Raw genomic sequence first — 581 nt, 5'->3', positions numbered from 1 at the left:
TTACCCAGTGCATCTTCCAGATCGCGGTAGAAACGCCCCGCCTTCAGCTTTGCGCCATCACTGCATGTCGCTGTATCCTTCAGCCCCAGATCCACGCCTACCGCCTTGCGGCTTGGGGTGGCATTAGGCTGATATTCCACCGACACGCTGAAATACCAGCGCCCGCGCGCATCCTGCACGAACGAACCGGCCCGAAACTCGTAATCTGCTAGGCCGTAACTGTCCCAGACGCGAAAGTAATGCCCGGCGAAACGCACCTGGCCATTGACCCACTTGGCCGAGCCTTTCTTGAAGGGTATCCAACCCAGGGCGCGTCTTGAACCACTGGACGCCCGCCAGCGCAGCTTGGACGTTTTGAACTGCCGCCGCCGGGCGGCGTGTTCCGCCACAACCTGCTGGACGGTATGCGAGGGAAGGATAAAGCCCCGCGCCTTGCGAATCGGCAGAATATCCTTCTGAATGTCGAAAGCGGAACGCCACACGCCCTGGATATACCCTACCTCCGGTACAGGCACATGCCATGCTTCGTAGCTGGCCTCATTGGCCAGATTCCAGACCTGATTCACCTCAAAGGCCATACG

1 pseudogene is annotated in these 581 nt (G+C 59.4%); it reads right to left on the bottom strand.

Going from position 1 to position 581, the window contains the following annotated elements:
• Positions 1–566, bottom strand: a pseudogene (locus tag ACOCD2_RS25295) (RNA-guided endonuclease TnpB family protein); the annotation flags it as partial.
• Between the last annotated feature and the right edge of the window lie 15 nt (positions 567–581).

It is taken from the genome of Thiolapillus sp. (genome assembly GCF_048562965.1).
Lineage (GTDB): Bacteria > Pseudomonadota > Gammaproteobacteria > Chromatiales > Chromatiaceae > Thiolapillus > Thiolapillus brandeum_A.
This window is presented reverse-complemented; position numbering and strand designations above follow the sequence as displayed.